Source organism: Shewanella sp. ISTPL2 (assembly GCF_013283205.1).
Classification (GTDB): domain Bacteria; phylum Pseudomonadota; class Gammaproteobacteria; order Enterobacterales; family Shewanellaceae; genus Shewanella; species Shewanella oncorhynchi.
The window spans coordinates 3,021,730-3,046,509 of sequence record NZ_JAAPAV010000001.1 but is presented as its reverse complement, the minus strand read 5'-3'; the positions used below and the strand labels follow the sequence as shown (position 1 = coordinate 3,046,509).

15 protein-coding genes are annotated in these 24,780 nt (G+C 46.3%); 8 read left to right on the top strand and 7 right to left on the bottom strand.

Going from position 1 to position 24,780, the window contains the following annotated elements; all coding sequences use genetic code 11:
* Positions 1-3 precede the first annotated feature (3 nt).
* A complete protein-coding gene (locus HUB64_RS13235) occupies positions 4-3,090 on the top strand; it encodes an efflux RND transporter permease subunit (protein WP_173497155.1) in 3,087 nt (1,028 codons plus the stop codon).
* Positions 3,091-3,786: 696 nt separating this feature from the next.
* Positions 3,787-4,773 (top strand): DUF3187 family protein, encoded by a 987-nt coding sequence (locus HUB64_RS13230; protein ID WP_217363100.1) that lies wholly within the window; start codon positions 3,787-3,789, stop codon positions 4,771-4,773.
* Between the two features lie 288 nt (positions 4,774-5,061).
* Here the strand turns inward: HUB64_RS13230 and HUB64_RS13225 are convergent, their stop codons facing one another.
* On the bottom strand, positions 5,062-5,658 hold the full coding sequence (locus tag HUB64_RS13225) for an FxsA family protein (protein ID WP_105251362.1): 597 nt from the start codon (positions 5,656-5,658) through the stop codon (positions 5,062-5,064).
* A gap of 225 nt (positions 5,659-5,883) precedes the next feature.
* On the opposite strand from HUB64_RS13225, the gene cutA reads away from it, so the two are divergent.
* From cutA to HUB64_RS13200, 5 genes are all read left to right on the top strand, one after another.
* Positions 5,884-6,207, top strand: coding sequence for a divalent-cation tolerance protein CutA (cutA, locus tag HUB64_RS13220; protein ID WP_113940010.1), 324 nt, complete (start codon positions 5,884-5,886; stop codon positions 6,205-6,207).
* Positions 6,204-8,039: a protein-disulfide reductase DsbD gene (locus HUB64_RS13215; protein WP_173497154.1), complete on the top strand. Its 1,836-nt coding sequence runs from the start codon at positions 6,204-6,206 to the stop codon at positions 8,037-8,039. The genes cutA and HUB64_RS13215 overlap by 4 nt, the downstream gene beginning before the upstream one ends.
* Before the next feature lie 181 nt (positions 8,040-8,220).
* Complete coding sequence (locus HUB64_RS13210) at positions 8,221-9,876, top strand: cation:proton antiporter family protein (RefSeq protein ID WP_131524398.1); 1,656 nt, start codon at positions 8,221-8,223, stop codon at positions 9,874-9,876.
* 295 nt (positions 9,877-10,171) lie between these two features.
* Positions 10,172-11,317, top strand: coding sequence for a galactokinase (galK, locus tag HUB64_RS13205; RefSeq protein WP_028761840.1), 1,146 nt, complete (start codon positions 10,172-10,174; stop codon positions 11,315-11,317).
* Between the two features lie 190 nt (positions 11,318-11,507).
* The gene (locus HUB64_RS13200) at positions 11,508-12,542 is read left to right on the top strand and encodes an aldose epimerase family protein (RefSeq protein ID WP_131524396.1); all 1,035 of its coding nucleotides are present in this window, start codon (positions 11,508-11,510) and stop codon (positions 12,540-12,542) included.
* Between the two features lie 134 nt (positions 12,543-12,676).
* Here HUB64_RS13200 and HUB64_RS13195 read toward each other — a convergent pair whose 3' ends face one another.
* Together HUB64_RS13195 and HUB64_RS13190 are read right to left on the bottom strand one after the other, a co-directional pair.
* The gene (locus HUB64_RS13195; RefSeq protein WP_105251357.1) at positions 12,677-13,081 is read right to left on the bottom strand and encodes a hypothetical protein; all 405 of its coding nucleotides are present in this window, start codon (positions 13,079-13,081) and stop codon (positions 12,677-12,679) included.
* Between the two features lie 490 nt (positions 13,082-13,571).
* Complete coding sequence (locus HUB64_RS13190; RefSeq protein ID WP_173497153.1) at positions 13,572-14,573, bottom strand: NAD(P)H-quinone oxidoreductase; 1,002 nt, start codon at positions 14,571-14,573, stop codon at positions 13,572-13,574.
* 420 nt (positions 14,574-14,993) lie between these two features.
* Between HUB64_RS13190 and HUB64_RS13185 the strand changes: the two genes are divergently transcribed.
* Positions 14,994-18,110 carry a M9 family metallopeptidase gene (locus HUB64_RS13185; protein WP_173497152.1) on the top strand — a complete coding sequence of 1,039 codons (3,117 nt, stop codon included), beginning with the start codon at positions 14,994-14,996 and terminating at the stop codon, positions 18,108-18,110.
* A 158-nt stretch (positions 18,111-18,268) separates the two neighbouring features.
* Here the strand turns inward: HUB64_RS13185 and HUB64_RS13180 are convergent, their stop codons facing one another.
* From HUB64_RS13180 to HUB64_RS13170, 4 genes are all read right to left on the bottom strand, one after another.
* Positions 18,269-19,786, bottom strand: a complete 1,518-nt coding sequence (locus HUB64_RS13180) for a sel1 repeat family protein (protein WP_254451417.1) — start codon at positions 19,784-19,786, stop codon at positions 18,269-18,271.
* Positions 19,787-19,888: 102 nt separating this feature from the next.
* A complete protein-coding gene (locus HUB64_RS23190; protein ID WP_254451416.1) occupies positions 19,889-20,026 on the bottom strand; it encodes a hypothetical protein in 138 nt (45 codons plus the stop codon).
* 259 nt (positions 20,027-20,285) lie between these two features.
* Complete coding sequence (locus tag HUB64_RS13175; RefSeq protein ID WP_173497151.1) at positions 20,286-23,357, bottom strand: efflux RND transporter permease subunit; 3,072 nt, start codon at positions 23,355-23,357, stop codon at positions 20,286-20,288.
* Positions 23,357-24,571: an efflux RND transporter periplasmic adaptor subunit gene (locus tag HUB64_RS13170; RefSeq protein WP_173497150.1), complete on the bottom strand. Its 1,215-nt coding sequence runs from the start codon at positions 24,569-24,571 to the stop codon at positions 23,357-23,359. The genes HUB64_RS13175 and HUB64_RS13170 overlap by 1 nt, the downstream gene beginning before the upstream one ends.
* Positions 24,572-24,780 lie beyond the last annotated feature (209 nt).

The window sequence follows — 24,780 nt, the reverse complement described above, 5'->3', positions numbered from 1 at the left end:
TTGATGAACATTGCAGAGTATTCGATACGCCACAAAGTCATCAGTTGGATGTTTGTGTTGCTACTACTCGTGGGTGGTGGCGTCAGTTTTACTGGTTTGGGGCAACTAGAATTCCCCGAATTTACCATTAAAGAAGCTTTAGTGATCACGGCTTATCCCGGTGCATCGCCTGAGCAAGTTGAAGAAGAAGTGACATTACCGCTCGAAGATGCCCTGCAGCAACTCGACGCCATTAAGCATGTGACTTCAATTAATAGTGCGGGTTTATCACAAATCCAAATCGAGATTAAAGAAAGTTACGATAAAACCAGCCTGCCGCAGGTGTGGGATGAAGTGCGTCGTAAAGTTAATGATGCTGCGGGAAACTTGCCGCCGGGCACAGCAATGCCACAGGTGATGGACGACTTTGGCGATGTGTATGGCATTTTATTTAACCTTTCGGGACCTGATTACAGCAACCGCGAGTTGAGCAATTACGCCGACTATCTGCGCCGCGAGCTAGTGCTAGTACCTGGAGTAAAAAAGGTTTCTGTTGCTGGCAACGTCACCGAGCAAGTCGTGATTGAAATCTCCCAGCAAAAGCTGTCGGCACTGGGGTTAGATCAGAGCTATATCTATGGTTTAGTGAACAATCAAAACGTCGTCTCTAACGCGGGCAGCTTAGTGATTGGCGATAACCGTATCCGCATTCATCCCACGGGCGAATTTAGCAATGTGCAGGATCTCGCGCGTTTGATCGTCAGCCCTCCGGGTAGCTCTGAGCTGATTTACCTTGGCGACATTGCTAATATTGAAAGGGATTATGACGAAACCCCTAACGTGCTTTATCACAATAAAGGTGAAGCAGCATTATCGCTGGGGATTTCTTTCTCTAGCGGTGTGAATGTAGTCGAAATCGGGCAAAAGGTCAGTGACCGTTTAGCCGAGCTTGAATCACAACGCCCAATCGGCATGAATTTAGCGACGGTTTATAATCAGAGTCAGGCGGTAGATGAGACAGTTAACGGCTTCTTAATCAACCTAATGGAATCCATTGCCATAGTGATCGCCGTGCTTCTGCTGTTTATGGGATTGCGCTCAGGTCTATTGATGGGCCTGATCTTACTGCTGACGATTCTAGGCACTTTTATCGTGATGAAAGTGCTCGGGATTGATCTACAGCTCATCTCCCTCGGCGCACTCATTATTGCCCTTGGTATGTTGGTCGATAACGCCATTGTCGTTACTGAAGGCATTTTAATTGGTATCCGTCGCGGTAAGACCCGTTTGGAAGCGGCCAAACAGATAGTGTCCCAAACCCAGTGGCCGCTATTGGGCGCGACTGTAATTGCCATTATTGCCTTTGCGCCCATTGGCTTATCACAAAATGCCGCCGGTGAATTCTGCCGTTCTTTATTCCAAGTGTTGATGATTTCGCTGTTTATCAGCTGGATCACCGCCATCACACTCACGCCGTTTTTCTGTCATCTGTTATTTAAAGATGCGCCGAGCGATGAAGAAGCCCAAGACCCCTACAAGGGCTGGTTCTTCAGCTTATATCGCACAAGCTTAATTGTGGCACTGCGCTTTAGGCTGGTGAGCATACTGCTGGTTATCGCTATGCTTTTCAGCGCTGTGGTGGGCTTTGGTCATATCAAGAATGTGTTCTTTCCTGCTTCTAACACGCCGATTTTCTTTGTGGATATCTGGATGCCAGAGGGGACTGACATCAAGGCGACCGAGCGTTTTACCGCTGATATCGAGAAGTTAATGCTTGCGCTGGACGAGCAAAAAGACGTTGGACTAAAACACTTAACAACCGTTATTGGCCAAGGTTCGCAGCGCTTCGTACTGCCCTATCAGCCAGAAAAAGGCTATCCCGCCTTTGCCCAGTTGATTGTAGAAATGCAGGATTTAGACGCAGTGAAAGCCTATATGCCAGAATTAGAAACCTTGTTAAATCAACGTTTCCCACAGGCACAATATCGTTTAAAAAACATGGAAAACGGCCCTTCGCCCGCCGCCAAAATTGAGGCACGCTTTTACGGTGATAACCCAGAAGTGCTGCGCGCTTTAGGTGCCCAAGCCGAGGCCATTTTCCACGCCGAACCGAGCATGGATGGCATACGTCACAACTGGCGTAATCAAGTGCCGTTGATCCGTCCGCAACTGGAAAATGCCCAAGCGCGCGAAACAGGGATCAGTAAGCAAGATCTCGACAATGCCCTATTGGTTAACTTTAGCGGTAAGCAAATAGGTTTATACAGAGAAACCAGCCACTTGTTGCCGATAGTCGCCAGAGCGCCAGCCGAAGAACGTTTGCAGGCCGACAGCCTATGGAAGCTGCAAATTTGGAGCAGCGAACACAATACCTTTGTGCCCGCCACCCAAGTAGTCAGTAGCTTCAACACTGAGTGGGAAAATCCGCTGGTGATGCGCCGCGATCGCATGCGCATGCTCGCAGTAATGGCCGATCCTAAGCTTGGTAGCAATGAAACTGCCGATTCTGTACTGCGCAAAATCAAAGACCAGGTCGAAGCGATCAGCCTGCCCGCAGGTTACCGCTTGGAATGGGGCGGTGAATTTGAAACCGCAGGTGAAGCACAAGCGTCGGTATTTAGCTCGATTCCCTTAGGTTATCTGGCGATGTTTTTGATTACCGTATTCTTGTTCAACTCAGTACGTCAGCCCTTAGTGATCTGGTTTACTGTGCCACTGGCATTGATTGGGGTTTCAGCGGGACTCTTGTTGTTCGATGCGCCCTTCAGCTTTATGGCACTACTCGGATTACTGAGTTTGTCGGGCATGGTGATTAAAAACGGTATTGTCTTGGTCGATCAGATCAACCTCGAGCTCAGTGAAGGTAAACCAGCCTATTTTGCCTTAATCGACTCCTGTGTCAGCCGTGTTCGCCCAGTGATGATGGCCGCGATAACCACTATGCTCGGGATGATACCGCTGATCCCCGACGCGTTTTTCGGTTCTATGGCGATTACGATTATTTTCGGTCTAGGCTTCGCTTCTCTGCTGACGCTCATCGTACTGCCAGTGATGTACAGCCTAGTATTCAATATCAAAGCGACGGCAACAGGAGGTCAATCACCCAACTAACCTGCTCCGCATTTTATCCAAAAACGCTTCCCGGCGCGGCCGGTCAGTCATTCGTGGCTGGCTGGCCATTTCATTTTTGATCTATTGCGGTTTGAGGGACAATTTAAACAAGCACATCCATTAGATAAACAAGTTTGGCAAACTGAGATTGGTCTTTAATTACGATAACTAATATGACTGATAAATAAATATATTAATTAAAAAACATGAACTATCAGTTCCATATTTTCACCGCTAATACGGGACAATTACCTGTTACACACATTTACACGAGTAAATAGCAGCGGTATATTTAGTGCTGATTATTCATTTACAATGCCATCTGAAATACCACTACCTATAACTAACAACATAAATAATGTTATTGCTTTGTTAGCATAATAATTTATGTTTGAGAAACATCATGAAATTACGCTTTGATAGCGTCCAGACAATGAGTAAACAGACAATATTACTGGCAGTTATTAGCACTTTACTAATACTCACTACAATCCCGTTTATCTGTAGGTCATTCTGGCTCGCACTTGTACTATTATGGTATGTTTTTTGTAGTTTTTAATTCTAAAATCAATTAGAAATCTGTCTAATCAAAAACCTTATTGCTTCAAACAGACAAAATTTAAGTCATTTATACATAATATCAGCCTCACTACAAAACATTGCTTTTAATAGAGATTAGCTAAAAAAGAGTTTTCGATGAAATATGCAAAGAAAATTTTATTTGTGACTATTAGAGCACATCTAGTTTATACGGTAATATTTTTACCGAATACTTTCGCAGAAAATATCAATTATAGTCATTATGGGCCACTTCGTGTGCATGCCCAATCACCTACACATGCGGGTAGCTTAACGCCTCTGCTTCGTTCAGGATTTGCACTGCCTGAAGGGAAAAAAGAGATATACGGATCTGCAACAGTAGCAAGTGTATGGGCTGAAACTGACGATTACTATGCTGACTATTATCATAATTCTCTTAATGGCGGAATAAAGTGGCAACTCACTGAAAAATGGATGTTTGATACTAATTATAAGTGGAGTTTTAGTGGGGATAACCATCTTGACTCGGTCACTATCTGGTTTCATGACGCATTTGGTGTGGGCCAAAATGGCCGCGACAATACAATCAAAGACAAAAACCAAATATTTTCAAAGAATGGTATCAATCAACCTGATCTTTCTGGCGACACGCTAACGAATTCCCTAAATTTCTATTTAGAATATCAATTGCTTAGTGAGGATAATTATGGTCTATCAATTGGTGGCAGCTTATATTACAACCATGTTAATTCTGGCCCATTTGTAGATAACCGTTTTGAACAAGCATTACAGCTGAATTATAGCTATACATCTGGAATGCATCATTTTTACTCCACAACAGGTATAAGTTTTAGACAAAATGATGAAAGTCTATCTGAAATAGACTATAAAGATCATGCTGTAATGTTATCTTTAGGTTATGAGTATTTAATGGGACGCCATGGTTGGCTTATTGAATTACATCATTATGAAGGTTTACTCAAAACAAATAATGACTTTTCAAAACCTTCTCACGAAGTATTTCTAGGCTATAGGTATTATCTGAATAACAGTGCAATTGAATTCACTATCGTCGAAAACCTACTCAACATGGACAACAGCACTGATATTGCTTTTTCTCTTGGGTACAGAGTCATGATTTAATAATACCTAACTTTATCGCGTGGATGCGAAAAAAAAGCTTTTCTCTAATATCATGTTAACTCTTATACCTTAGTGGGCGGGTTATTAGTATTGGAGTTTTTTAAGAGTGAAATGGCTATTACTGTGGAGGTGAACCAGCGGCACAGGTCAGATTGATTCAGTGGGCCACTGGTATCTAAGGGATATTAGGGAGAAAACTCAAGCGAATAAACGCGATAATCAACTGAGTTAATCCAATAACAAACTAACGCAACAAGCGACTGAGACAATACGAGACTAAGACTAATACTAAGGCTTAGGATCTTTATCCTGTTCTTTGTCCTGCGCTTTATCAGAGAGTTGATGGCTAGCGGGCTTGATATCACTTGGATCGACTTTATGTTCGAAGTCCCCCTCAAACACATTACCGTCCTTTTTCACACTATCATCAAATGGCGCTTGGCCAAATGGGTCCTGTGGCTTAGGCCCAAAGGGACCTTGGCCCGCTTGAAAGCCACCGTGCATTGTGCCCTGTAAACCGGCAACAACCCGTAACTGCATGCGTTTGAACAACAAGGCAGCAATGGGGCGACGGGTTAATGGCGTCAAGAATAATAGGCCAATGGCATCGGTCACAAAACCGGGGATCACGAGCAAGATGCCCGCCATAGCTAACATCATGCCTTCGACAATTTCTTGCCCCGGTGCTTCACCGCGGGCGAGTTTTTGTTGTACTTGCATTAAGGTATTTAAGCCTTGGCTGCGAACCAGAGAGACCCCGAGCACGGCGGTAAACAGCACTAAACCTATGGTAGTCCAAGTGCCAAGCACTTCACCCACACGGATCAGCACCGACAGCTCTATTACTGGGATCAGCACAAAGAGTAAAAAAATAATGAAAAACATACCGACCTCAGGTTTATCTGACTATCTCTGTAAACTAAATGGGGGTTATCCGGTCTTAATTCAAGTCAGGATAACCATTAGGACGAAGTAAGGGAGCAAAACACTGATATTTAGCTCACCCTTTTGTTAACCCGCTAATGTATGAGACCATTAAAACACGTAAAGTAGCCTAACGGAGTTGGCTTAAGCGAACTTTAAGATTCTTAAGAGACGATACCTAACACTATGCAGCATCAGTATTTAGTGGTTAGCACTACCTGCCCCGATGAAGTACAAGCCAATACTTTGGCTCGAGCTTTAATTGAGTCGCGTATTGCCGCTTGTGTTCAGATTTCCGCCCCGATACGTTCAATTTATGCTTGGGAAGGAAAAATCTGTGAAGAGCAAGAATTTAGCTTACAGATTAAATGTTTACAAAGTCGATATACAGAGTTAGAACAACTTGTGCTTAGGCTTCACCCTTATCAAGTACCCGAAATTATTGCCGTGCCTGTGACCCACGGGCTACCAGCCTACTTAGATTGGATAAAAGACAACACTCAGCCATGAAAAAACTACTCAGCCTTATTTTCACTTCTATATTGCTTCTTGCGCCCTTAGCTCATAGTGAAGGGGTTTTCGGTAACAAATTCGACTTCATGAAGGGTGAGCCTGAATTGATGCCTGTCGATCAAGCATTTGCCTTCGATTCCAAGCAAGAAGGTAATCAGGTCAAACTCAATTGGGTGATTGCCGACGGTTACTATATGTACCGCGACAAGCTTAAATTTAGCGTCAATGGTGCCGAGTTAGGCACGGTCGCTCTACCAAAGGGAAAGCCCCATGAAGATGAGTATTTTGGTAAGCAAGAAGTCTATTATACCTATGTCGATATTCCCGTTGGTTTAAAACAGGCCGATGAAAATGCCACGCTCACAGTGACCTTTATGGGTTGTGCCGAAGGTAAATTGTGTTATCCACCGACCAAGCATGAAGTCGTTTTAAAGGCGATTGCAGCCAACGATGGCTTAATTGTAGGCGCCGAATCAACCACGACGACTGAGCAAACCAGCACTGAGCCAAGCACTGCCGATAAAGCCAATACGCAACCCATTACTCAGCAAGATACCCTGAGCCAAATGCTGTCAAACGACAGCTTAATTTGGACTTTAGTGATCTTCTTTGGTCTAGGTGTCGGTCTGGCATTAACGCCCTGCGTATTTCCTATGTATCCGATTTTGTCGGGTATTATTGTCGGCCAAGGGCAAAAGCTCTCAACCGCAAAAGCCTTTACCTTGTCCATGGCTTACGTCCAAGGCATGGCAATCACTTACTCTATCTTAGGGTTAGTGGTCGCATCGGCGGGACTAAAATACCAAGCGGCATTACAACATCCTGCCGTATTAGTCGTACTCGCGATTTTGTTCTTTGTGCTCAGCTTATCTATGTTTGGCCTATACGATTTGAAACTGCCATCGAGCTGGCAGGAGAAGATGAACTCAGTCTCGAATAATCAAAAAGGCGGCAACTTAGTTGGCGTGTTCTTGATGGGCGTGATTTCTGGCCTTGTCGCATCACCTTGTACTACCGCGCCGCTGTCGGGTGCACTCGTTTATGTGGCGCAAACCGGCGACCTACTCCAAGGTTTCTTAGCCCTGTATGTACTCAGCATGGGTATGGGATTACCTCTACTGATTATCGGCACCTCAGGCGGTAAATTATTACCGAGAGCCGGCGCTTGGATGGACATCATCAAGACTATCTTCGGATTCCTGCTGATCGCTGTATCTATCGTGATGCTTGGCCGTATTTGGACAGGCGTAGTATCCGATGTGCTTTGGTCACTGTGGGGCGTAAGCTTCACTGGCTACTTGATGCATCAGAACAAACTCAGTGAATTTAACTGGAAACAAACTTTACGTTCAGTGCTATTAACGCTGGCGCTACTGGCGAGCTTCTCCTACGGATTCCAAGCTGTGATGGGACACTTTGGTTTTAATAACAATTCCGTAGGCACTGCAGCGACGACCGAAGAAGTCCATGGCTTTAAACGCATTAAATCGATTGAAGATCTTGAGCAAGAAATTGCAGCCGCTACCGCCCAAGGTAAGCCTGTGATGCTCGATCTGTACGCCGATTGGTGTGTTGCCTGTAAAGAGTTCGAAGCCATCACCTTTAAAGATGCCGACGTGTTAGCCCGCATGAATAAAATCGTACTGCTACAAGCGGATGTGACTAAGAGTGACAAGGTCGATGTGGCCTTACTCGAAAAATACAATGTGCTTGGTTTGCCTACGCTGTTGATGTTTAACGAACAAGGTGAGCAAAGGGAAGATTTACGCGTGACTGGTTTTATGGGCCCCAAAGATTTTGCAACCCATTTAGATCATCTCGTGAAATAGTGACGATTTAGGCTTAGACCAGCGGAGTGATTTAGTTCGCGCGTGTTTTAACGGCCAAGTGTATTTACCGCAACACCAATAAAAAGCGGACTTTTTTCATTAAAAGTCCGCTTTTTTATCCAAGTGTCATAGATTTCTTATACAATCACTTACAATTTTAGACTTTTTAGATTGGAGCATCATGGAACCAGGCATCCTCATTATTACACTCATCTGCGGCATGCTCGTCAGCCGTATAGGACTCCCTCCGCTCATCGGCTACTTAGTGGCAGGCTTTGTACTGTTCATCTTAGGAATAGATAAAGAAAGCCTGCCATTACTGCAAGAACTCGCCAGCCTAGGCGTGACTTTGCTACTGTTTGCTATTGGTTTGAAACTCGATATTCGCAGCCTGTTCAAGGCCGAAGTGTGGGCGGGTTCGAGTGTGCACTTAGTGCTCTCGATCGTGATTTTTGTGCCGATTCTGAAACTCTTCGGCTTACTAGGTTTAAGCCAACTCACGAGTCTGAACCTAGAACAACTAACGTTAATTGCCTTTGCGTTAAGCTTCTCCAGTACCGTATTTGCGGTCAAAGTGTTAGAAGATAAAGGCGACGTGCAATCCCTCTACGGCCGGGTCGCTATTGGCATCTTGATTATGCAGGATATCTTCGCCGTACTGTTTTTAACCATTTCTAAAGGCGATGTACCTTCGGTATGGGCCTTTGCATTACTCTTACTGCCACTGGCTAAACCACTCATCTATAAAGCTTTCGACCGTGTCGGCCACGGTGAACTCTTAGTGCTCTTCGGCCTAGTCATGGCACTCGTGGTTGGCGCTTGGTTATTTGAATCTGTTGGCTTAAAACCCGATCTCGGCGCACTGATTATCGGTATCTTGTTGGCGGGCCACAAAAAATCCTCCGAGCTGGCAAAATCCCTGTTCTATTTTAAAGAACTCTTCCTCGTTGCCTTCTTCTTAACCATAGGGCTCAATGGCTTACCTACGGTATCGGATATCGTACTCGCGGCGCTATTAGTGCTGTTAGTGCCACTTAAAATCCTGCTGTTTGTTTACATTCTTACCCGCTTTAAACTGCGTTCACGTACCTCTATGTTGGGCTCATTTAACCTAGGTAACTTCAGTGAATTCGGTTTGATCGTCGCCGCAGTAGCCACCTATAAAGGTTGGTTACCTCCCGAGTGGCTAGTGATCATCGCCGTGGCATTAAGCTTTAGTTTTTTACTCGCCGCGCCACTTAACGCCACCGTCGGTAATATCTACCAGCGATTCCAGCAGCGTTTAATCAAACTTGAAAAACGCCCGTTACACCCAGAAGATAGACCGATAGCCATTGGCAATCCACGCTTTTTAATCTTAGGCATGGGCCGTATTGGTAGCGGTGCCTATGATGAACTCAGGGAACAATTTGATGGGGAAATTCTCGGTATTGAACACAAGCAAGACTTAGTCGACTTACATAAAACAAAGGGTCGCAATGTAGTGCAAGGTGACGCCTCAGATACCGACTTTTGGGAAAAACTCGACAGAGCACCTAATCTTGAACTGGTACTGCTAGCCATGCCGCACCACGCGGGAAATATGTTTGCAGTTGAGCAACTCAAAAAACTGAATTATCAAGGCAAAATCAGTGCAATTGTGCAGTACAGTGACGATGCTGCGGCGCTTCGAGAATCGGGTGTACACAGTGTGTACAACCTGTACGAAGCCGCAGGTGCTGGTTTTGTGGATCATGTGATTTACGAGCTATTGCAAAACTCGGAAAAAAACACAGTTCAAGCGGAAGATACTGTACAAGTGCCTGATCCTAAACTTAATGCGGAGCCACGTAGTTAAGTGCCTGCTAATGCTGCATTAAATTAAAATCACGCCATAACAGGTCGCACAAACGAGCAGTAACATCCTCTGCTAGTTTGTGCGGCATCCAACTAAATGCTGACTAATCTTTACAAATCAATTAGCTAGATAAAACACTCAATACGCTATTTTGCCCCCTCATCCCAGTATCGATTTACTCATTGCAGCCTATCGCCATTTCAGCAAAAAATCTCAGTTACATCACTGACTCAGTCGTGATATAAATCGATGACGGTAACGAAATTAGCTCAGCTTTTTTGGAATTTTTTACAGCATGTCAAACCCTGCGCAGCGCGCCACTAAGTTATTTGTCCAAACCTTTGGCACTAAAGCCGATGATTTATATCAAGCCCCAGGGCGAGTCAATCTGATCGGTGAATACACGGATTACAATGACGGTTTTGTACTCCCGGCAGCCATTAATTTTCATACAGTGATTGCGGTAAAACGCCGTGACGATACTAAGTTTCGAGCCGTCGCCGATGCGTTTCCCGGACAAATTAAAGAGTGGGTTTTCGGCCAAGAAAACGACATGGACCCGCAAGATGGCTGGGTGAATTACCTCAAAGGTTTTACTGCGGCTATGGCGCAAACTGGCTTATTAGCCAAGGGCTTAGACTTAGCCATTGTGGGCGATGTGCCACTTGCTGCAGGTCTTTCATCTTCGGGCGCACTCGTTGTCGCCTTCGGTACAGCCATTAGTGATACCAGCCAACTGCATTTATCCCCAATGGCGGTGGCGCAACTCGCACAGCGCGGTGAGCACAGGTATGTTGAGTCGGCCTGTGGCATCATGGATCAAATGTGCAGCGCCATGGGTGAACAAGACCATGCACTCCTGATTGACTGCTTAGATCTCGATAGCGAAGCCATTCCCATTCCAGAAAACCTAAGCCTTATCATCATAGATGCCCATATCGAGAAACAACGCTTAGCCGCGACCAATGAGCAACGTCGCACTGAGTGTGCACAAGCGGCAGAGTACTTTGGCTTAGATGCACTGCGTCACCTCGATTTACGCCAGCTAGAAAGTGCAAAGGCCGATTTAGATGAAGTGCTATACCGCCGAGCGAAACACGTAGTCACTGAGAACCAAAGAACTCAAAATGCTGCCCGCGCCCTAGAGCAAAATAACATCCAAAAATTCAGTCGTTTAATGGCTGAATCCCATGCTTCACTGCGTGATGATTTTGAAGTCACACTGCCCGAATTTGATACTTTAGTTGAAATTGTCAGCCAAGTGATCGGCGAGCGTGGTGGCATCCGCATGACCGACGGCTGCGTGGTCGCCTTGGTCGACCATGAACTGACTGACGCTGTTGTTGCCGCCGTTGAACATGAATTCTTCGAAAAAACCGCCATCGATGCCACAGTGTATTTATGTTCCGCCAGCGCTGGCGCAGGGCGCATAGATAACTAGCCAGAACAGGCAATTTGTTAGAACAAGCACTTAGCCGCACTTAAACCAAAGACAACCGAATAGAGTGACTACGCCGTCGATAACATACGAATTCATCACTGAACTTTATGCTGTTGATGGTAAATAATAGGGTTAACATACTCATTTAACACAATAAGCAGTGAGCATATTCAACACAGAGGGAAGCTAAATGGTACGTTTCAGTGTTTTGGATCCTTGGACCGATCCCCGCGGCGGCGAAATCGAGCGGGTTCGGATCGACAATGGCATACTCGCATTAGAAGTCATCAGCTTAGGCGGTATTATCCGCGCTCTGTGGACCCCTGATAAACACGGCGAACGTGCCAATATCGTCTTAGGTTGTGATAGCGCTGAAGATTACTTGACCCAATCGGCTCATTTAGGTGCCATTGCTGGCCGCTTTGCAAATCGCATTGCTAACGGCAAAATGCACTATCAAGGTCATGATTATCAGTTAGATGTAAACCAAGCGACTAACTGTTTGCACGGCGGCCGTGAGGGTTTTAATCGTAAAAACTGGCAACTAGGTCAACTCCCCGATGGTGTGCGTTTGACCTTAATGAGCCCAGATGGCGACATGGGTTTCCCCGGTAATTGCACGGTTCAGCTGGATTACCGCCTCGCAGGCAATAATTTGTACGTAGAAATCTTAGCCTCCGTCGATAAAGCCTGTCCCGTAAGCCTCACCCAGCACAGTTATTTCAACCTCGATGGCACAGAGACCAATCACGAACATCTGATGCAAATCGATGCCAAGCGCTATCTCACCATGAATGATGTCAGTGTTCCCACTGGGATTGCCGATACAACTGGGTCGATTTTCGATTTAAGTCAACCAATACGCTTAGGCGACAAGCTGCATGCCGCTGAACTCGCAAGCACTCGCGGTTATGATCACTGTTATATGATGAATAACCCCGATGGCTCACTCGCCCGTTTTGGCTGTTTAAGCAGTCCCATCAGCGGTCGCGCTATGACGGTTTATACTAATCAACCGAGTGTGCAGCTGTACTGTGCTAATTTTTTAAATGGCACAGTAGGTCGCAATCAACAGGTATTAAATCAACATCATGCTGTGTGTTTAGAGCCGCAGATGCTGCCAGACTCCCCGAACCAAGGCGAGCGCTTTGGTGATGATGTTTGGTTAGTGCCAGGCAAGGTTTATCACCACATTAGCCGTTATCAGTTCGATGCCGATGCGTAGCCATTCGCAATAAAAATTGAGGAAACGAGGAAAAATGCGGTTTAGCAGAAGGGAATAAATAAAGCGATAAGGAATAAAATAAACACTACTTTATTCCTTACACTCACAGTGTTAGCCCTTAGGCCGACACTGTGTTAATCATCAAAATCATCGCCCCAATCATCGTCAAAATCCACGCCAACGGCATCAGATTCGACTTCTGGTTCAACTTCAGGCTTTGCCTTACGTACAGGCGCAGTTTCCTTCACGTTGTTCAAGTCAATGCGAGCTTGATGTTTACTCATAAATTGAGATCTTGCCGCCTTCCATGCACCACCAAACTTAGCCTCAGCAGCTTTTAACGCAGCCTCATCTAAGTCGTATAGGTTCACTTTGACTATATCTTCCACATACTCAATGATCGCATCGCGATCGGTATTGTATAGGTAGATACGTCCTGGGGAGGCATCGGGCAGCTGGTTGTCATGGACGACAATCGCGTTGCCTTTCGATGTTCTCAGCTCACCATACCAAACCTGTTTCTTTGCTGTGTTATACATATATGCTAATACCCTTAAATCAACACATACACCATGAGTTTTTTAGCCTGAATAAGCGAAGCATCGCTTGCTTTGATCCACGAATAGCGCCTGAAAGTCTCTGACGTTTTCAACTGGGTATTTTTACAGAATATTTCCGATAATCAATGCCTCATACCATGAAATTTTCACTAATTACGTATTAATTTCTGCCAAAGTACCCAAAAAGTTTAATCATTAACGACTTTAGTCTAAAAAATCGACGCGGCAAGTTTTATTCCCAAGAAAAAGCAATCATATCTATGGTGTTTGATGAGTCATCAACGTTAACAATTCGAGGTTGCTGTAAAGTTAACCATCAAAGTTATCCATGAAGATTTAATTACAGCGCTACAAACTCATATTTACCGAACAATGACTAAGCCACTATGATGTCAGAATGTCTTCTAGATTGACTCGAATGGCAGCGACTTAAAGCAAATATGTCGCTGCAAAACCAAGTATGCCTAGCTCAAATGACAGTCAGTATTACTTTGCCCCTGTGCTCACCCGACTCCATCAAAGCATGGGCTTTAGCGGCCTGTGCTAATGGAAAGGTTGCAAAAATATTGGGGACAATTTTATGGGTGTTTAACAACGGCCAAACTTTCTCTAATAATTCAGCAGCAATGGCGGCTTTGGCCTCCACGCTCTGCGGTCTTAGGGTCGACCCTGTCCACATGATACGTTTTGCCATCAGGCGGAAAATCTCGACCTCGGCCTTTGGCCCCCGTTGCATAGCTACCGACACCATACGCCCGTCCATCGCTAAGGCTTGTAAGTCGAGATTGATAAAATCGCCACCCGCGATATCAAATACCACGTTTACGCCCTTATCTTGAGTGAGTGCCATCACAGGTTCAACAAAGTTTTGAGTACGATAGTTGATGACTTCAGCGGCGCCAAGGCTCAAGCAATAATCGCGTTTCTCATCCTGTCCCGTCGTCGCTATTACTTTTGAACCCAGCGCACTGGCCAACTGAATAGCCGTACTACCAATGCCACCTGAGCCACCGTGGATCAGTACCGTCTCGCCCGCTTTGAGTCCCGCACGCATAAACAGGTTACCCCATACGGTGAAGAAGGTTTCTGGCAGCGCGGCTGCCTGCACATAACTAAAACCCGTCGGGATCGGCAAACAATGGGCAGCATAGGTGAGCACATACTCGCCATAACCGCCGCCCGGCACTAAGGCACATACCTTATCGCCAATTTGCCATTGGCTCACGCCATCACCGAGGGCACAAATATCCCCTGCAACCTCAAGACCAATAATCGGTGATGCACCCGGTGGCGGTGGATACGCGCCCACTCTTTGTTTAACATCGGGGCCATTCACTCCTGCTGCATGTACGCGGATCAACACTTGCCCCGCCGCAGGTACAGGCAAAGGCGAGCGCGATAACCGCATCACCTCGGGCGCCCCTGGTTGCTCAACATGAATATGGGTGTACTCGCTTGGTAAAGCTGACATAAAAGCTCCTGTGAGAATGGCACCAACCTAATAGCAGATTGCTATGCTTAAACGGTTCGTTTGCTAAACCTTAATGCGGCTAAGCTAGCGCAATTTCAAGCCAAATAGCCACAGTTATTCCATTCTATATTCCATCGCACTCAATCAAGCGACTGACGTTAACCATTTGAACTGAAAGCTGAACCTAAGCTGAACCTAAGCTGAACAGAAAAGATGTATCAAAAAAATATTATGACAAATACTAGATATATTAAAAACTTACAGCCATTATTCTGAGGCATTATTTGCTGGCTGCGATGTTTGTCGCGCTATTGTTATCACGCAAATAATCCAATGAGGTTTGATGCAAGTCTGTGTTAAATGCATCAAATAACGCCCAAGGAAGATCTGCTTTGCAGACTAGATAACTACGGATACACAATGAAAAACACACTACTCTTCGCAGCAATTAGCTTAGCGATTGCAACTCCCGTTCTTGCCCATAACACTCATGCAAGCCCCCCATTAGGCAACAACACACCAAACAGTTCACCAGCTCAACCCGTCCCGCCACCGCCCTCTGCACCGATTAGCTTAATTGAATCACATAGACCACTGCTACGGGAGACGCCATTGATGGCATCCCCCAATGATCCGACGATGACAGAGCAGCCTAAGATTCATTCGCGCCAAAAACGTCAGATAGAGGTCTCGGAGCAACCCCCACTTAAGTTGCAGAATCGTAGCGTCGCGATGCAAGTCAGCGACTGCAGTGACTTTGTTGGGAAATCAGGTCAGGCACTAGTCAATGAACTGAGCCAATCGACACCCGAATGCGTCGGTAAGCTCTATAGCCTCAAAGGCAGTGCTGCGACCGCGCTATTTAGCGAGGCCAATGTGATCAGTGTGGCTAATGCCATTGCCGCTAAAGCCAAGGACTACACTGGGGTCGATGTTCAGCATCTGGAGTCCCATATTTACTTTGTCCGCGCGGCCCTTTATGTGCAGTTTTACAGCCCAAATGATGTGCCCGCTTACAGCAATGCTGCTAAGGTCAGCTTAAAATCTGCCCTTAATGCGTTATTTGCGAACGCTGCGATTTGGACTGTCTCCGATGACAATGCTGGCGTGTTGAAAGAAGCCTTAATCCTGATTGACTCAGCCGAGCTCGGCGCCGAGTTTAATCATGTCACTATCAAAGTGCTTACGGACTACGACGCTTACTGGCAAGCCAGTTTCGCCATGAACGCCGCAGCAAACTCAGTGTTTACCACCTTATTCCGCGCCCAATGGAATGATGACATGCAGGCGCTGTTCGCGCGTGATCAAGGGATTTTAGATGCGCTGAATAACTTCCAACTCGAACATCGCAACTTGTTAGGCACCAATGCAGAGTACCTTTTGGTCAACTCAGTTAAAGAGTTATCTAGGCTGTATTACATTGATGCCATGCGCCCGCGAGTGACCCAGCTGGTCAAAAACATCCTCAGCAGCACCAGCAAAACCGAACCGAGCAAAGTGCTTTGGTACGCGGCGGCAGAAATGGCAGACTATTACGATCGCAGCCATTGTAACGATTACAATATCTGTGGTTTTAAGGCGCAGTTAGAAGCCGATGCTTTACCTTTTAATTGGAAATGCTCCGACAGTCTCAAGATCCGCGCCCAAGATCTCTATCAAGATCAAGCCAAGTGGGCCTGTGATGTGCTAACCAGCCAAGAAAGTTATTTCCACAGTAAACTCGAAACGGGCATGCAACCCGTGGGGCAGGATAACAACGATGACTTAGAGCTAGTGATCTTCGGCAGTTCGTCTGAGTATAAATCCTTAGCCAACAGTATATTTGGTATCAGTACCGACAATGGCGGCATGTATTTAGAAGGCTCACCCGCCGGACTCAAAAATCAGGCACGTTTCATCGCCTATGAAGCCGAATGGCGCACGCCGGATTTCCACGTCTGGAACCTGCAACACGAATACGTACACTACCTTGATGGACGCTATAACCTGTTTGGTGACTTTAGTCGTGGCACTTCGGCCAATACCATTTGGTGGATTGAAGGCCTCGCGGAATACATCTCTTACCGTGACGCAAACCCTGCGGCAATTGCCATGGGCGAAACCGGTGAGTTTATGTTATCGACCATCTTCAAAAACAACTATGAATCTGGCCAAGACCGCATCTATCGCTGGGGCTATCTGGCGGTGCGTTTCATGTTTGAACACCACAGGGACGATGTGAGACAGATTCTGGCCTACCTACGCAACGATCAATATGCAGAATATCAAGCCTTTATGGATAATATCGGCACACGTTACGATAACGAATGGCAGGGTTGGCTCGCCAGTGGTTTAAGCACGGCTGACGATGGCATAGTCGATAAGGGCCCGAGTGATGTCGACGCTGAGCCTAGTGGCCGCGAAGGCAACTGGACAGGACCAGCAGGCACTATCAGTAAGGATTACTCGCCTTGCCAAGTGACTAACGAAGCCTACCGTTACACAGAATCGGCCAGCCTGAAAATTGATGTGCCGATGGAATGTATCGATTCAAAACTCGGCCGCGCCAGTTTCAGCTTCACCAATACCGATCGCACAGCCCAAGAGCTTTGGATCAAGATTGGCGGTGGTTGGGGGGATGCCGACATTTATTTCGATTCTAGAGGCTGGGCAAGCCCTGAGCAAAACCAAGGCGCTGGTATCGGTAATGGTAATTATCAAGTGATTAAGGTGCAGTTAAACCCTAACGAGTATTGGCACTACATTACCTTATCGGGGGACTTTGGCGGCGTCGATATGCAAGTCAGCACCACTGAGCTATTTGCTGATATCGACCCCGATCTGGGGGATGGCGGCGTGGATCCTGAGCCACCAGCCAATTGCGGCGCAGCGACCTTAGATTACGGTAAGCTCACCCTAGGCAAAAATGAGTGCATCAGTGGCGGGCGTAACAGCTTCTACTTCTGGGTTGAGGAAGATGATACCCAGTTCACTATCACCACTAAGGGCGGCTCTGGGGATGCCAATATTTACTTCAATGCCAGTCAGTGGGCCGACGCAGATAATGCCGATGCAAAGAGCTCTCAAGCAGGAAATCAAGAATCGCTTAGCTTCAGCGCCAATCGTGGCTGGCGTTATATCACGATTGATACTGCCACTGAGTTTAGCGGCGTAACACTGACCTTAAGCACAGGCACGAGTAACACACCCGATCCGGTGCTCATTGCCAACGCCTGCGCGACGCAATCACCCTTAAGTTATGGTGAGCTCAGTGCTGGCAAAGCCATTTGCACCGCCGATGGGCGCAACGATTATTACCTTTGGGTACCAGAGGGAACTAATCAGCTAAGCATCAACTCCGCCCACGGCAGTGGTGATGTTAGCCTGTTTTCGGGGACGACTTGGGCGAATGCTCAACACTTCGATGCAGCCTCTGTGACACCCGCCAACACGCGGGAAAGTATCACAGTCAATGCACCAAACGTGGGTTGGTATTACATCACAGTGCAGAGTGAGCCCCAGAGTGCGGGAGTCGCACTGCAGGTTGATTTACGCTAGTTTGATGACTTGCATCGCTTAAGTAAGCAGTTTTAGCCATTACGCATAAATCAAGCATTTGAATAAATAGCAAAATCCCTGCTTCTGCAGGGATTTTTATTGAAGATAAGCTGAATAAGCGACACTGACGTCATAGAGTCTTTAGCGGCAATACGTTATTAGCGCATCCCTTCGAGCAATTGCACTCTCTCCTTGGCCCTTGCTGCATAGTCGTTTGAAAACCGCTCTGCCATTTCAATGCTCTGCTGATAAAGCGTTAACGCTGCTTTTGCATCGGCCGGTCCACCCTCGCCTTTATCTAACAGGGTTGCGAACTGGAAGTAAGCATTGCCTAGAATATCCGCTTGCAAGCCTTGTTTGGCACCCAAGGTTGTCACTTTTTCTAACCAGTATCTCGCGTTAACCGTATCTCGATAGGGTTCCAATAACAGGATATTGGCAAGTTCAGCGGCGGCGTAAAGATCTCGCTCGGCGGCAATTATCCAAAACTCCTCGCTCTGCTCAAAGTCCTCTTTAAAGTAGTAATAGGTTTCGGCGGCATCTCGCGCTAAATCAGGTTGAGCTTTAACGCTTTGGCGATAATTTTCCAATGCCGTTGTAGCATTAAAATAGGGCGAACAAGATAACACTTGATAAAACGCCATCAGACTTCTTGCCTCAGGCAACCCTTGGTCAACTAGCTGATTTAACTGCTGCCATGCTTGCGTTTCACGAACCTTATCCGCACCTGTATTAACCAAGCCACGCTCAATAACCGATAAAGGTAAACGGATTAACTCAAGCTTTGCCGCATTATCGCCAAAGCTTGCGGCGCGCTCCAGCCAATAGATCTTTTCATCGGCACGCCCCGCGTAACCCGCTTGATCTCGCAGCCAATGCAGCGCCTCAATATCGCCAGCTTCAGCGGCTTCACGGTAATATTTCTGTGCCTTAATTTTATCCTTGGGTAAGGCGTGCCCAAGCTCATAGATACGTGCTAACAATCGTTTATCAGCAGCCTTTGAACTCTGAGCTAAGGTATTGATTTGTGATTCAGGTTTACCATAGGCATACAATTTCACATCACCGTTAGCATAAGTATATTGAGTACCATCGGGATAATTCACCTCAACCGTATCAGGCTGATACCAAACATTGACCTCATACTGTTCGGCAATCTGTGGATTAAAATTCACCCGCATCACAGTCTCATCACCGCGACGAACCGCTTGAGTATAAGGACTAGCCCATAGGCTAGAAATTTGCTGCAAACTACTTTTCAGCCTAGCCTCGAAGGGTTTGTCTTCCTTAGGAGAATGAATAAATACTGGATAGTAAACTGGCGCTAAAGATAAAGGCGTAGTCGCAAGCAACGAATTATCCGCCTCGCTACCCGCATAAATAGGATCGATATTAAGTTCATGACTTAAATAAAAATCATCGTGGGGTGACACTTGAGTCGGCAACGTAGTTTGGCTAGCAACTTGTGCCGCATCCACAACAGAAGTGCGCTGCAACTTAGCAAGATATTGTTGTTTAAGTGCTTTAGCCCTTTGCCACAACGGATGGTTCGGCAGTATTGTCACATCGAGCATTAAATCCTCAAGCCGCCACAGACAATCGCCGCCACCATTCAAAGCTAAGGGCAGCGAAAACTCACTCGCTTTGCTACCACTGCTAATCACTTGCCGCAGCACTGAGGTTTCTTCGAATGTCGCGCGGTAGGGATTAGCAATATCACCACTGGGAAAACGGATTTCCTTTCGAGTACAAACAGATGAGACGTAATAACCGACAAGTTATAATTGCGTATTAGCAGGTAAGACGCCGACGAACTCGAAACGCGGACTGTCTACAGGTGCAGTCACTTGATCGACGGGCAACTCACTACGAAATAAAGAATCCCAAAAAGAGGCCATGACGGGAGAGGCAAACATCAATCCAGCCGAGCAAACCAAATATAAAAAAGCCCTATGAAAGCAATGTAACAAACTCATAATGCCAGCTCTCCGTCGCTGATGAGGCAAATCCACTCGCACTTAAACACTCGCTTAAATACAACAAAGATCATTAAGTTATCGACAAAAAATTAAGCCAACGCGTTTAGCCGTTGGCTTAAATCATAACGTATTTACAGGCAAGTTGAACCCATGCCTCTCAGCCTAGGGGCGATAAACCCAGCGCATAAAACTCAACTTAAGCACTTCGCAGTCTAGCAAGCACATCCTTGGCCTTCAATTCCGCCATAGCGACATAGGCCACAGGCACTACAAATAACGAGAAGAAAGTGCCCGCTAACAGACCTCCGACTAAGACTAAACCTATGTTAGCTAACCCTAACGAGCCCGGGCCCGATGCCAAGGCTAAAGGAATCGCACTTAAAATCATGGTTAAAGACGTCATTAGAATCGGTCTTAAACGAGATTTGGCACTGCTTCGCGCCGCCTCAATCGCACTCAAACCTTGGTCTTGTTGCTTATTGGCAAACTCCACCAGCAAGATACCGTGTTTAGTCACTAGCCCCACTAAGGTTAATAAACCAATCTGCGAATAGATATTCACACTCTGGCCAAACAAGGCTAAGGTCAATAAGGCACCGACAATACACAAGGGCACAGTCAGTAAGATAATTAAGGGATCGACAAAACTTTCGAACTGCGCAGCCAAAATCAAATAGATAAACACCAATGCCAGCAAGAATAGCGACTGAGTGCCCGCCTGCGAATCCATAAGATCCTTCACCACGCCATTGTATTTAAAGCCTTGGGCATCATTAAGCAATGTCGGTAATTGTTCATCTAAGTAGGTTTTGATTTCATCAGTTGAATAGCCGGGCATAATATCTGCCGTCAATTCAGCGCTATCAAGACCCATAAACGTCTTAATGTTAGATTCTGCCGTGGTCTGTTTAATCGACACAAATTGCGACAATGGCAGTGCTTGCCCAGATTCAGAAGTGACATACAGCTTATTCAACACTTTAAAATCACTCAGTTTGTCTAAGTTTACTTGCACTTGAATAGGATAAGTAAAACCATCGGTAGCATGTAAGTCCGCCGCCTTCACTGAGCCAAGAAAGGTAGAAAGCGCATTAGTGACATCACCATAACTCACACCAGAGAGGATAATGGCGTTGCGATCGATAGACAGATCGTAGCGTAGTTGATCCCTAAGCACTGAGTTGCCTACGTTATTCAGGCCAGGATAATCCTCGAGTAATTTTTGCACTTTGGCGGCGTTTTCGCTGAGTTCGTCCTTATTCCGATCTAAGGTCGTCAGCTCTAAACGCAAGTTATTGGCAATATTAAGATTATTCGCTGAGCGAATGCTAAACGACATGTTATAGGCAGAAACGTTTTCCTTTGATGTTGTAATCAAGTCGCTGATCACATCATCTATACCCTCACTGCGCTCACCCCAAGGTTTGAGTAGTACATGGTTCACTGGCTCTCCCTCGATATAGGACAAGTTAGCCCCAACCGCGGGATGCTCATCCATCACGCTATTAAGCTCAGCATTGTGATTGAGATGATACTGCCGACCGACACCGGTAGGACCATTAGACGCCACATCGATAAAGCCAGAGTCCTCCGCAGGCAAGAGTATTTTGGGTAATTGCCAGTAAGCAATACCCGCAAGACCCACCAAAACCACAGCCACACCAAACATCAAGCGCTTGCGGAAAAACCACTTATTCAGCTCATTGATATACAAATGATTTAACTGCTGCAGCGCATTCTCGACTCGGCTAAACCATTTAGGGTGTTGCTCAGTAGTATTGATAAGATAGGCGCTCATCATAGGCGACAAAGTCAACGCCACCACACCAGAGATCATCACGGCCGCTGCTAAGGTAAAGGAGAATTGCCGAAACAGATCGGCGGTTAAGCCCGACATTAATCCGATCGGCAGATACACGGCGGCGAGCGTTAACGTCATCGCAATGATAGGGAAAATGATCTCCTGACAGCCTTTAATCGCCGCATTGAAAGGCGTTTCACCGTTTTCAATATGGCGATAGCAGTTCTCGACCACCACAATGGCATCGTCCACCACAAGGCCAATGGCCAAAATAATCGCCAGAATAGTCAACACATTGATACTAAATCCGAGCGCCGACATCACAGCAAACACCCCAATCACGCACACGGGAATGGTAATAATGGGGATCGATGCCGCCCGCAGGCTACCCAAAAATAACACCACAATCAGCGAAACTAAGATCACTGCTTCAATCAACGCAGAAAACCCTTCGTCGATGGAGGCTTCAATAAAATCAGCTTGGTTGTAGGCCAAGTTCATTTCTAAGCCTTGGGGTAAATGTTTTTGCATGCGTGCAATTTCGGCTTTAATGTTCGAAGCCACTGTCACTGGGTTAGCGTTGCTCAGCGGTAAAATCTGCAATGACATTGCACTATGACCACCAATAGACAACATACTCGGCGACAGACTTTCCTCGCCCATCACCACATCGGCAACATCGGACACGCGGATGATCTTACCCTCGCTGACCTTAATCACCAGATCCTTCACGTCTTCAAGCGTTTCAACTTGATTCAAAGGGTTAATCGAGAAATCCCGCGACTTACCTTTGATCGCACCCGAGGTAAAACTGGCATTGTAAGAGCCTAACGTGCCCACCACATCGGCAGCTTTAATATTCAGCGCCTTCATTTGTTCAGGATTGAGCCAGACTCTGACCGCCTTTTGTGAGCCACCATATGGCCCCCAAACGGCACCAACGCCTTGAACTTGTTTGAGTTGCGGTACTAACTGCTGGCTAATGTAGTCATACATAGCCTGCTTTTCCATGCCTCCCGCGTTCACAAAGGTGATGATATTACTGGCAGAATCTGTGGCCGAAGTATCGTCAGTGACTGTGGGCTTATCTATCATGCTCTGGGGGAAATCGTTAATCCCTTCGACGCTGCTACGCAACTTGTTCATTAAGTTGGTGTATTCAATATCGCTGGTGTCATCATTGAATTTAATCGTTAATGAGCAACGCCCCTCGCTACAGTCGGTCGACATGGTATCGACTTTATCTATGCCCGAAGCCGCAGCAATCAACTTATCGGCCACGTTACTCGACATAAAATCGGCGCTCGCCCCTGCAATCGACGCATTCACAGATGCCGAGTGGGTGGTATGCTCAGGGAAGTATTGGATATCGAGTTTTTGAAAGGCAATCAAGCCCAGTAACACAGCCATAATACTGAGTACGGAGGCGAAGATAGGATGACGAATACAGACTTCGGGTAAACGCATTATTCAGCCACCTCAATATTTGGAGTAGCGCCTGAATCAGCACCTTTGTCAGCGCTTGATGTTGCCGCTTTATCTGCAGTGTTTCTATCCTGCACGACTTTGATCTTGCTATCGGACTTGAGGTTTTGCATACCCGTTTTAACGACTAAATCGCCTTCGGCTAAACCTTCAGTCACGACGGCATAACCGTCATTCGTATTTTGAGCGAGTTTAACTACTTGTTTTACTACGCTATCGCCCTGCACTAGCCAGACAAAACGTTCATCGTTATTGGCAATAATCGAATTTTGCGGCACTAACAGACGTTTAATCCCTAGACTATAGAACTGCTTGATGTTGGCGAACATGCCAGGAGCAAGCTTAAACTCAGGGTTTTCAAGGGCGGCATGCACTTCAACCCGTCCTGAGCTTTCATCTACCGCAGGGGCAACATAGTTAACTAACCCTTTGAATACCTTATTACCATAGGCCTCAACAGTCACATTCACCTTTTGGCCCTTTTGCGCCTTGCCTAAATCCTTCTGACTGATGGCATAGCGCACTTCGACCGGATTTAAACTATAGAGGGTGACTAAGGCCGTACCAGCACCAATTTGACTGCCGATAGACTGACTAAAGCTGGTCAACTGACCATCGAAGGGTGCCTTGATCAGGTAATCGTTCATGGTGGCTTGTTTCTGGCGAAAATCCGCATCGGCCAGATTCACATTTTCCCGTAGCTCATCCACATCTTGCTTAGCAAGCGCGAAGGGTTCTTTAATCAGTAAATCTTCGATACGCTCCAGCTTAGTTTTAGCCAGTGCTAAGGTGCTCTTGGCTTTGTCTAAATCAGCCTTGGCTTTAATGTTGTCCTGCTCGGCAATCACTTGATCTTTAGTCACTTTGTCGCCGTTACTAAAATGAATCGCGCTAATTTTTTCGCTAGCATTAAAGTTCAGCGTGGCTGAATCGATAGCGTTGATTTTACCGACTTCATTCACTACATCGGCAAAGGACGTTTCTTTAACGGCCTCGACCGTCACAGGGATGATGTCGACCTTGTCCGCCGACATCACGGCCATAGGGGCTAAAGCGAAAACACTCGCCAGTAGAAACGGCAAAGGCGCGAATAAGGGCGCCTTTGGGAGATGATGGGGATGGCTTTTTAATGAAATATCGCATGCACTGCGTGCTCGTTCAGTTACTCTTTGTGTAAACAGCGTTCGTGTAAACATAGTATGCAAACCTATCGTTCTTACTATTCAACGGACATCCTATCCGACAACAGCAAACCGGATTGAACCCAAAACTAATACCAAGTCCCCCCAAAGTGCCTGTTTCAGCAATTTGAGGTTATTTGGGTATACAGCCTATAGGCTTAATCCCAGTCAGTGCCAGTAAAAACTCGGTTACACAACCAAACAAAACAATAACTTAACGATAA

Excerpts from the sequence above, each read along its gene's own strand:
- HUB64_RS13230 (WP_217363100.1), top strand. The coding sequence starts at position 3,787 with ATGAAATATGCAAAGAAAATTTTATTTGTGACTATTAGAGCACATCTA.
- HUB64_RS13175 (WP_173497151.1), bottom strand. The coding sequence starts at position 23,357 with ATGCGTTTACCCGAAGTCTGTATTCGTCATCCTATCTTCGCCTCCGTA.
- HUB64_RS13215 (WP_173497154.1), top strand. The coding sequence starts at position 6,204 with ATGAAAAAACTACTCAGCCTTATTTTCACTTCTATATTGCTTCTTGCG.
- HUB64_RS23190 (WP_254451416.1), bottom strand. The coding sequence starts at position 20,026 with ATGTTTGCCTCTCCCGTCATGGCCTCTTTTTGGGATTCTTTATTTCGT.
- HUB64_RS13195 (WP_105251357.1), bottom strand. The coding sequence starts at position 13,081 with ATGTATAACACAGCAAAGAAACAGGTTTGGTATGGTGAGCTGAGAACA.
- cutA (WP_113940010.1), top strand. The coding sequence starts at position 5,884 with ATGCAGCATCAGTATTTAGTGGTTAGCACTACCTGCCCCGATGAAGTA.
- HUB64_RS13225 (WP_105251362.1), bottom strand. The coding sequence starts at position 5,658 with ATGTTTTTCATTATTTTTTTACTCTTTGTGCTGATCCCAGTAATAGAG.
- HUB64_RS13190 (WP_173497153.1), bottom strand. The coding sequence starts at position 14,573 with ATGTCAGCTTTACCAAGCGAGTACACCCATATTCATGTTGAGCAACCA.
- HUB64_RS13235 (WP_173497155.1), top strand. The coding sequence starts at position 4 with ATGAACATTGCAGAGTATTCGATACGCCACAAAGTCATCAGTTGGATG.
- HUB64_RS13170 (WP_173497150.1), bottom strand. The coding sequence starts at position 24,571 with ATGTTTACACGAACGCTGTTTACACAAAGAGTAACTGAACGAGCACGC.
- HUB64_RS13210 (WP_131524398.1), top strand. The coding sequence starts at position 8,221 with ATGGAACCAGGCATCCTCATTATTACACTCATCTGCGGCATGCTCGTC.
- galK (WP_028761840.1), top strand. The coding sequence starts at position 10,172 with ATGTCAAACCCTGCGCAGCGCGCCACTAAGTTATTTGTCCAAACCTTT.
- HUB64_RS13200 (WP_131524396.1), top strand. The coding sequence starts at position 11,508 with ATGGTACGTTTCAGTGTTTTGGATCCTTGGACCGATCCCCGCGGCGGC.
- HUB64_RS13185 (WP_173497152.1), top strand. The coding sequence starts at position 14,994 with ATGAAAAACACACTACTCTTCGCAGCAATTAGCTTAGCGATTGCAACT.